The sequence below is a fragment of the Kitasatospora sp. NPDC059571 genome, assembly GCF_042735675.1.
In the GTDB taxonomy this organism is placed as follows: Bacteria; Actinomycetota; Actinomycetes; order Streptomycetales; family Streptomycetaceae; genus Kitasatospora.
The window spans coordinates 1-7,347 of sequence record NZ_JBHWBW010000403.1; the positions used below are offsets into that span (position 1 = coordinate 1).

Consider the following 7,347-nt stretch of genomic DNA (forward strand, 5'->3'; position numbering starts at 1 on the left):
GGGTTCCCCGGACCACTCCGGGGAACCCCGCCCGCGGCCGGTGCGGCTACCGCCAGCGCCAGGCGTGGTCGACCGGGCCGATCCCGGCGCCCAGTGCGAAGCCGGCCGCGATCGCGCCGGTGATGTAGTCCTTGGCGGCGGCGACCGCCTCCGGGACGGTGCTGCCCTTGGCGAGCTCGGCGGCGATCGCGCTGGCCAGCGTGCAGCCGGTGCCGTGGGTGTGCCGGTTGTCGTGCCGCGGCGCGCGGTACCAGTGCTCGGTGCCGTCGGCGCCCAGCAGCAGGTCGGCGGCGTCGCCGGCCAGGTGGCCGCCCTTGATCAGCGCCCAGCGCGGCCCGAGCGCGAGCACCGCCTCGGCGGCCGCCCGCATCCCGGACTCGTCCTCGACGGTGATCCCGGTGAGCTGCGCCACCTCGTGCAGGTTGGGCGTGGCCAGCGTGGCGACCGGCAGCAGCCGCTCGCGGACGGTGGCGACGGCCTCGGCGGCGAGCAGCGCATCGCCGTGCTTGGAGACGCCGACCGGGTCCACCACCACCGGGGCGTCGACCCCGGCGAGCAGCTCGGAGACGGTCTCGACCAGTTCGGTCGAGGCGAGCATGCCGGTCTTCACGGCCTGCACCCCGATGTCGTCCACCACGCTGCGGAACTGCGCCCGGACGGCCTCCGCGGGCAGCTCCCAGTACCCCTGGACGCCGAGCGAGTTCTGCGCGGTGACCGCAGTGATCACGCTCATGCCGTGGACGCCGAGGGCGAGCATCGCCTTCAGGTCGGCCTGGATGCCGGCGCCGCCGCCGCTGTCCGAGCCGGCGACGGTGAGCACACGGGGTGGGGCTGTGGAGTCCATGGCCCCAACCTATCCAAGGCGGTTCAGAGCACCGCCTCCGACTCCAGCCAGCGCTCCTCGGGCACGGTCTTCAGCTCGGCGACCGCGTCCGCGATCGGCACCAGCTCGACGTCGGTGCCGCGCAGCGCGGTGAAGTGCCCGAACGCCCCCTTGTGGACGGCCTCCACGGCGTGCCAGCCGAACCGCGTGGCGAGCACCCGGTCGCGGGCGGTCGGGCAGCCGCCGCGCTGGGTGTGCCCGAGGATGACCGGCCGGGCCTCCTTGCCGAGCAGGTCCTCCAGCTCGTGGGCGAGCCGGTTGCCGATCCCGCCGAAGGTCTGGTGGCCGTACTGGTCGACCTCGCCGTGGTCGAAGCGGAGCGTGCCGGGCTGCGGCCGGGCGCCCTCGGCGACGGCGATGATCGCGAAGGTCTTGCCGCGCCGGAACCGCTCCTCGACCATCCGGGCGACCGCCTCGATGTCGAACGGCTTCTCCGGGATGAGGATGCCGTGGGCGCCGGCGGCCACCCCGGCGGTCAGGGTGATCCACCCGGTGTGGCGTCCCATCAGCTCCACCACCATCACCCGTTGGTGCGACTCGGCGGTGGTCTTCAGCCGGTCGATGGCCTCGGTGGCCACGTGCACCGCGGTGTCGAAGCCGAAGGTGACGTCGGTGGCGTCGATGTCGTTGTCGATGGTCTTCGGGACGCCGACGACCGGCAGCCCGGCGTCGCTGAACAGCCGGGCCGCGGTCAGCGTGCCCTCGCCGCCGATCGCGATCAGCGCGTCGATGCCGATCTCCCGGGCCAGCTCCCGGCAGTTGTCGACGGCCCAGCGGATCCGGTCGCGCTGGACGCGGGCGGAGCCGAGGATGGTGCCGCCGAGGGTCAGCAGACCGGTGACGTCGTCGTGCGAGACCGGGCGGGTACGGCCCTCGATCAGGCCGAGGAAGCCGTCCTCGATGCCGACGATCTCGTCGCCGTGCACATCGGTGCCGCGGTGCACCACCGACCGGATCACCGCGTTGAGGCCGGGGCAGTCGCCGCCGCTGGTGAGGACGCCGATTCGCATGGTGGATCGTCTCCCTGGGGGCGGGGCCCCGCGTGGTTCGGTCCGGGCCGGACGGCTCCGGGCGGCCGGGCACGCCGGAGGTTCCGGACCCGGCACCAGCGCAAGACTACGCGCTGCAACCGCCTGGACGGGGGTACGCCGCAGGCCGCCGGGCGGCGCCCTCACTCCCCCGCGAAGTGGTCCCAGCCGCCGGACCGCTCCCAGGGGGCGCCGTCCACGGTGACCCGCCCGCCGCGGCCGGGCAGCGCGTGGCGCACCACCTCGCCGACCACGCGCCAGCGGGCGGGCAGCTGGACGGACTTCGGGAAGGTCGCCACGATCGCGTGGTCCTCGCCGCCGGAGAGCACCCAGACCAGCGGGTCGACGCCGACCGCCTGGCCGATGTCGGCCATCTGCGCGGGGACGTCGAAGTCGGCGGCGTGCAGGTCGATGTCGACCCCGCTGGCGGCGGCGACGTGCCCGAGGTCGGCGACCATGCCGTCGCTGACGTCGACCATCGCGGTGGCGCCGAGGTCGGCGGCGGCCGGGCCCGCGTGGTACGGCGGCTCGGGCCGGCGGTGCGCCTCGACGAAGGCGCGTGGCGAGCGGAAGCCGCGCTGCAGCACGGTCAGGCCGGCCGCCGACCAGCCGAGCCAGCCGGTGACCGCGACGACGTCGCCGACCTGGGCGCCGGAGCGCAGCACCGGCCGCCGGCCCTGGAGGTCGCCGAGTGCGGTGATGGCGAGGGTGACCGCGTCGCCGCGGACCACGTCCCCGCCGACCACGGCGGCGCCGGCCACCTGGCACTCGTCGCGCAGCCCGTCCATCAGCTCGGTGGCCCAGGTGGCGGGCAGGTCGGCCGGGGCGACGAAGCCGAGCAGGATCGCGGTGGGCACGGCGCCCATCGCGGCGACGTCGGCGAGGTTCTGCGCGGCGGACTTGCGGCCCACGTCGTAGGCGGTGGACCAGTCGCGGCGGAAGTGGCGGCCCTCGATGAGCACGTCGGTGGTGGCGACCACCCGGCCGTCGGCGGCCTTGACCACCGCGGCGTCGTCGCCGGGCCCGAGGTCCACGGCCGGGGTCGGCGACAGCCGGGCGGTGAGCTCCCTGATGAGTCCGAACTCGCCGAGCTCGCCCACGGTCCCCTGCATCTGCCGTCCTCTCGACTCACTGGCGCGGTCCGCCCGGGGCGCGTGCGGCGCCCCCGCGCGCAGCGTACGCCCTTCACCCCGTCGGAGGTCTCCCCTCCCCGGTGCGGGGCGCGGTAGCGTGGTGATCAGACTGCCGGCCCACCCACCCAGCCGCCCCGGAGGTCCACCGTGGTACAGGCGTACATCCTGATCCAGACCGAAGTGGGCAAGGCCACCGCGGTCGCCGAGTCCATCGCGAAGATCGACGGCGTCGTCCAGGCCGAGGACGTGACCGGGCCGTACGACGTGATCGTGCGCGCCCAGGCCGAGTCCATCGACGACCTGGGCCGGCTCGTGGTCGCCCAGGTCCAGCAGATCGAGGGCATCACGCGCACCCTCACCTGTCCGGTGGTCCGCCTGTAGGCGGCGGTTACCATCGGCGGGTGGCCCTCTCCTCCCGTCTGCGCGCACTGCCCGCCCCGGTCCGCTGGCTCGCGCCGCCGGCCGCGCTGCTGGGCGGTGTCCTGCTGCTGGCCGGGAACCTCGGGCCGGGCGAGGTCGCACCGCCGGTGCCGAGCGGCGACGCCGCCCGGTACTGCGCGGCACTGGACCGCGCCCTGCCGGCCACCCTGCTCGGCCACGCCCGGCGCGACCCCTCCCCCGCGTCGCCGTACACCGCGGCCTGGGACTCCTCGCCGCGGACGGTGCTGCGCTGCGGCATCGAGCGCCCCGACTACCTGGACACCGACCCGCTGGCCAGCGCCCCCGAGGTGAACGGGGTGCAGTGGGGCATGGGCCCGGACGGCCACGGCGGCTACCGGTTCGTCACCACGCTGCGCAAGGCGTACGTGGAGGTGTCGGTGCCCAGGGGCGCGTACCCCAACTACGCGGACCCGCTGCCGACCGTCTCCGACGTGGTGCGCAGGACCGTCCCCGACGGCCTGTGAGGGCCGCCGGGGCAGTGGGTCGGCGGGTCAGCGCAGGCCGGTCGGGCGGCTGAGCGCGGCGCCCAGCAGGCGGTCGAGCAGCTCCGGGTACGGCACGCCGGTGGCCTCCCACATCTTCGGGTAGGCCGAGATGGGGGTGAAGCCGGGCATGGTGTTGATCTCGTTGACCATCCAGCTGCCGTCGTTCAGCAGGAAGAAGTCGACCCGGGCCAGGCCCTCGCAGCCGATCGCCTCGAACGCGGCGACCGCCTGGCGCCGGATCTCAGCGGTCTCCTCGGCGGTGAGCCTGGCCGGGATCTCGACCTCGGAGGAGTCGATGTACTTGGCCTCGAAGTCGTAGAACTCGAAGTCGCCGCCGACCAGCACCTCGGCCGGGACGCTGGCACGCGGCCCGTCCTCGAACTCCAGCACGGCGCACTCGATCTCGCGGCCCTCGACCCCCCGCTCGACGATGATCTTGGGGTCGTGGCGGCGGGCCTCCTCGATCGCGGCGTCGAGGTCGGCGAGGTCCTTGACCTTGGTGATGCCCATGGACGAACCGGCCCGGCAGGGCTTCACGAACAGCGGCAGACCGAGGGCGGCGATCCGCTCGCGGGCGGCGGCCCGACCCTCCGCGGTCTCCCACTCGCGGGGGCGCACGACCGTCCAGTCGCCGACGCCGATCCCGTGCGAGGCCAGGATCCGCTTGGTGAACTCCTTGTCCATGCCGGTCGCGCTGGCCAGCACGCCGGAGCCCACGTAGGGCACGCCGGAGAGCTCCAGCAGGCCCTGCAGGGTGCCGTCCTCGCCCCACGGGCCGTGCAGCAGCGGGAGCACCACGTCGACCTCGCCGAGCACCTTGGGGGCCTCGCCGGGCTCGCTCCAGACCACGTCCCGGCTGCCCGGCGCGAGCGGCAGGGCGACCTGCCCCTCCACGGACTCGGCGACCTGGGCCACGTCGGGCATCCGCCCGTCGGTGATGGCCATCCGGGCGGGCTCGTCGGCGACCAGCGCCCAGCGGCCCTCGTGGGTGATGCCGATCGGCAGCACCTCGTACTTGCTCCGGTCGATGGCGCGCAGCACGCTGGCAGCGGTGACGACCGAGACACCGTGCTCGGAGCTGCGGCCGCCGAAGACGATCGCGACCCGGGGCTTCCCGGGCTGGTTCTGGGAGGTCTGTTCGATGCTCATATCGGCCGAAGACTACCTTGCGTCCCGGCCGGTTCCGCTCACCGTCGCTCCGGCTTCGCCGAGCGCGCCATCAGCCCCGCCAGCACCTCCTGGGTGGGCCGTCCGCCGTGCACCACGTCGACGACCGCCTGGACGATCGGCATCTCGACACCGGTGCGCCGGGCGAGGTCCAGCACCGACTCGCAGGACTTGACGCCCTCCGCGGTCTGCTTGGTGGCGGCGATGGTCTCGGCCAGGGTCATGCCGCGGCCGAGGTTGGTGCCGAAGGTGTGGTTGCGCGACAGCGGCGAGGAGCAGGTGGCGACCAGGTCGCCCATCCCGGCGAGGCCGGCGAAGGTGTACGGGTCGGCGCCGAGGGCGAGCCCGAGCCGGGTGGTCTCGGCCAGCCCGCGGGTCATCAGGGTCGCCTTGGTGTTGTCGCCGAGCCCCATGCCGTCCGCCATGCCGACCGCGAGGCCGATGACGTTCTTGACCGCGCCGCCGAGCTCGCAGCCGACCACGTCGGTGTTGGTGTAGGGGCGGAAGTACGGCGTGTGGCAGGCCTTCTGGAAGCGCTGGGCGACCGACTCGTCGGTGCAGGCGACCACGCTGGCGGCGGGCTGCCGGTTGGCGATCTCGGGGGCGAGGTTGGGCCCGCTGACCACCGCGACCCGCTCCGGGCCGACCCCGGCGACCTCCTGGATCACCTCGCTCATCCGCTTGACCGTGCCGAGTTCGATGCCCTTCATCAGGCTGACCAGCACGGTCTGCGGCTCGATCAGCGGCGCCCACTCGGCCAGGTTGGCGCGCAGCGTCTGCGAGGGCACCGCGAGCACCGCGAAGTCGGCGCCGGCCAGCGCCGTGGCGGCGTCGGTGGTGGCCCGGATGGAGTCGGGCAGGACGAGGTCCGGCAGGTAGTCGGGGTTGGTCTTGGTCCGGTCGATCGCCTCGACGAGCTCGGCGCGGCGGCCCCAGAGGACCACCTCGCAGCCGGCGTCGGCCAGGATCATCGCGAAGGCGGTTCCCCAGGAACCCGTTCCGAAGACGGCGCAGCGGGTCACTCGGAGATCTCCTCGGCGGTGCCGTTGGACTTGGCGCGCTCGCCCTTGGCGGCCGCGGCGGCGGCCCGCTCGCGGGCGGCCCTGCGCATGTCGTAGCGCTCGGCCGGGGCCTGCTCGCCCCGGATGCCCTCCAGGACGGCGGTGATGGCCGCCATGATGTCCTCGGTGGCGTCCCTGAGCACCTGGGCGGTGAGCTCCTGCCCCTGGTACTTGCTCAGGTCGACCGGCGGGCCGGCGGCGACGGTCACCTTGTGCCGCGGGAAGAGGTTGTACTTGTTCTTGCCCTTGCCGTACGGCGGGATGATCTCGTGGGCGCCCCAGTGGGCGACCGGGATGACCGGGGCGCCGGTCATCAGGGCGACGCGGGCGGCGCCGCTCTTGCCGGTCATCGGCCACAGCTCCGGGTCCCGGGTGAGCGTGCCCTCCGGGTAGAACTGCACGCACTGGCCGCCGTTGACGGCGTCGATGGCGGCGCGGAACGCCTCGGCGGCGTCGGTGGACTCGCGGAACACCGGGATCTGGCCGGTCTTGCGGAGCATGAAGCCGATGAACGGCACCGAGAACAGCTGGGACTTGCCGAGTATCCGCGGCGGGCGGCCGCTGTTGTACTGCCAGTGCGCGTAGAACACCGGGTCGATGACCGAGTTGTGGTTCACCACCGCGAGGAACCCGCCCTTCTCGGGCAGGTGCTCCCAGCCGCGCCAGTCCGTCCTCGCCAGCGCGTTGGTCACCGGCTTCACCAGGACAGCCGCGAAGCGGTACCAGATCCCGTAGTCGGCGTTGCCGAACTTGGCGTACGAGCGGCGGGCCACCCCAGCTCCTGTTCATCCGTGCGGCACGTGGGGTGCCGCGGTCCTCCGTCGCCCCCGGCCCCGGCCGGGCCGCGGCTGACCCCCGGCCGGCTCGGGCGGGAGGGGTCCGCCCCGCGGCGCTCCCCGGCCGGACGGCGGGGGTTGCGAGGGGCGCGGACCAGTCTCACCCGCGGGCGGACCGGCTGTCGAGCAGCCCTGCCCGGAGGTCCCCGGCGAGTGACCAATCGCACGCCGGCGCGCGGGCCGCCTGGTCAGGGCCGGTCGGCCGGCGCCGGGAGGCGCCGATGACCGAGGACACCGTACGCCCCGGCGCGGTTCGGGCGCGGCCCGCGGCCGCCGTGCCGCGGCAGCTCCCCGCGGCCGGGCCGCGCCGGGG

At 74.4% G+C, this 7,347-nt stretch carries 8 protein-coding genes; 2 read left to right on the forward strand and 6 right to left on the reverse strand.

The window, feature by feature from the left end; genetic code table 11:
- Window positions 1-46: 46 nt before the first annotated feature.
- The 3 genes from thiD to ACFV0G_RS31115 all read right to left on the reverse strand — a co-directional run bounded on the left by thiD (window position 47) and on the right by ACFV0G_RS31115 (window position 3,023).
- Complete coding sequence (gene thiD, locus ACFV0G_RS31105) at window positions 47-844, reverse strand: bifunctional hydroxymethylpyrimidine kinase/phosphomethylpyrimidine kinase (protein ID WP_380555243.1); 798 nt, start codon at window positions 842-844, stop codon at window positions 47-49.
- 23 nt (window positions 845-867) lie between these two features.
- Window positions 868-1,893: a 6-phosphofructokinase gene (locus tag ACFV0G_RS31110; protein ID WP_380555245.1), complete on the reverse strand. Its 1,026-nt coding sequence runs from the start codon at window positions 1,891-1,893 to the stop codon at window positions 868-870.
- A gap of 161 nt (window positions 1,894-2,054) precedes the next feature.
- Entirely contained in the window at window positions 2,055-3,023 is a 969-nt protein-coding gene (locus ACFV0G_RS31115; protein WP_380555247.1) for a thiamine-phosphate kinase, read from the reverse strand.
- 168 nt (window positions 3,024-3,191) lie between these two features.
- On the opposite strand from ACFV0G_RS31115, the gene ACFV0G_RS31120 reads away from it, so the two are divergent.
- Both ACFV0G_RS31120 and ACFV0G_RS31125 read left to right on the forward strand, forming a co-directional pair.
- On the forward strand, window positions 3,192-3,425 hold the full coding sequence (locus ACFV0G_RS31120; protein ID WP_380555249.1) for an Lrp/AsnC family transcriptional regulator: 234 nt from the start codon (window positions 3,192-3,194) through the stop codon (window positions 3,423-3,425).
- A gap of 20 nt (window positions 3,426-3,445) precedes the next feature.
- Window positions 3,446-3,949: a DUF3515 domain-containing protein gene (locus tag ACFV0G_RS31125; RefSeq protein ID WP_380555251.1), complete on the forward strand. Its 504-nt coding sequence runs from the start codon at window positions 3,446-3,448 to the stop codon at window positions 3,947-3,949.
- Between the two features lie 27 nt (window positions 3,950-3,976).
- Here the strand turns inward: ACFV0G_RS31125 and ACFV0G_RS31130 are convergent, their stop codons facing one another.
- From ACFV0G_RS31130 to ACFV0G_RS31140, 3 genes are read right to left on the reverse strand one after another with little or no spacing between them, the layout of a single operon-like run.
- Complete coding sequence (locus ACFV0G_RS31130; RefSeq protein ID WP_380555253.1) at window positions 3,977-5,119, reverse strand: D-alanine--D-alanine ligase family protein; 1,143 nt, start codon at window positions 5,117-5,119, stop codon at window positions 3,977-3,979.
- Between the two features lie 38 nt (window positions 5,120-5,157).
- On the reverse strand, window positions 5,158-6,159 hold the full coding sequence (locus tag ACFV0G_RS31135) for an NAD(P)H-dependent glycerol-3-phosphate dehydrogenase (RefSeq protein WP_380555255.1): 1,002 nt from the start codon (window positions 6,157-6,159) through the stop codon (window positions 5,158-5,160).
- On the reverse strand, window positions 6,156-6,971 hold the full coding sequence (locus ACFV0G_RS31140) for a lysophospholipid acyltransferase family protein (protein ID WP_380555257.1): 816 nt from the start codon (window positions 6,969-6,971) through the stop codon (window positions 6,156-6,158). The genes ACFV0G_RS31135 and ACFV0G_RS31140 overlap by 4 nt, the downstream gene beginning before the upstream one ends.
- Between the last annotated feature and the right edge of the window lie 376 nt (window positions 6,972-7,347).

Excerpts from the sequence above, each read along its gene's own strand:
- thiD (WP_380555243.1), bottom strand. The coding sequence starts at position 844 with ATGGACTCCACAGCCCCACCCCGTGTGCTCACCGTCGCCGGCTCGGAC.
- ACFV0G_RS31110 (WP_380555245.1), bottom strand. The coding sequence starts at position 1,893 with ATGCGAATCGGCGTCCTCACCAGCGGCGGCGACTGCCCCGGCCTCAAC.
- ACFV0G_RS31115 (WP_380555247.1), bottom strand. The coding sequence starts at position 3,023 with ATGCAGGGGACCGTGGGCGAGCTCGGCGAGTTCGGACTCATCAGGGAG.
- ACFV0G_RS31130 (WP_380555253.1), bottom strand. The coding sequence starts at position 5,119 with ATGAGCATCGAACAGACCTCCCAGAACCAGCCCGGGAAGCCCCGGGTC.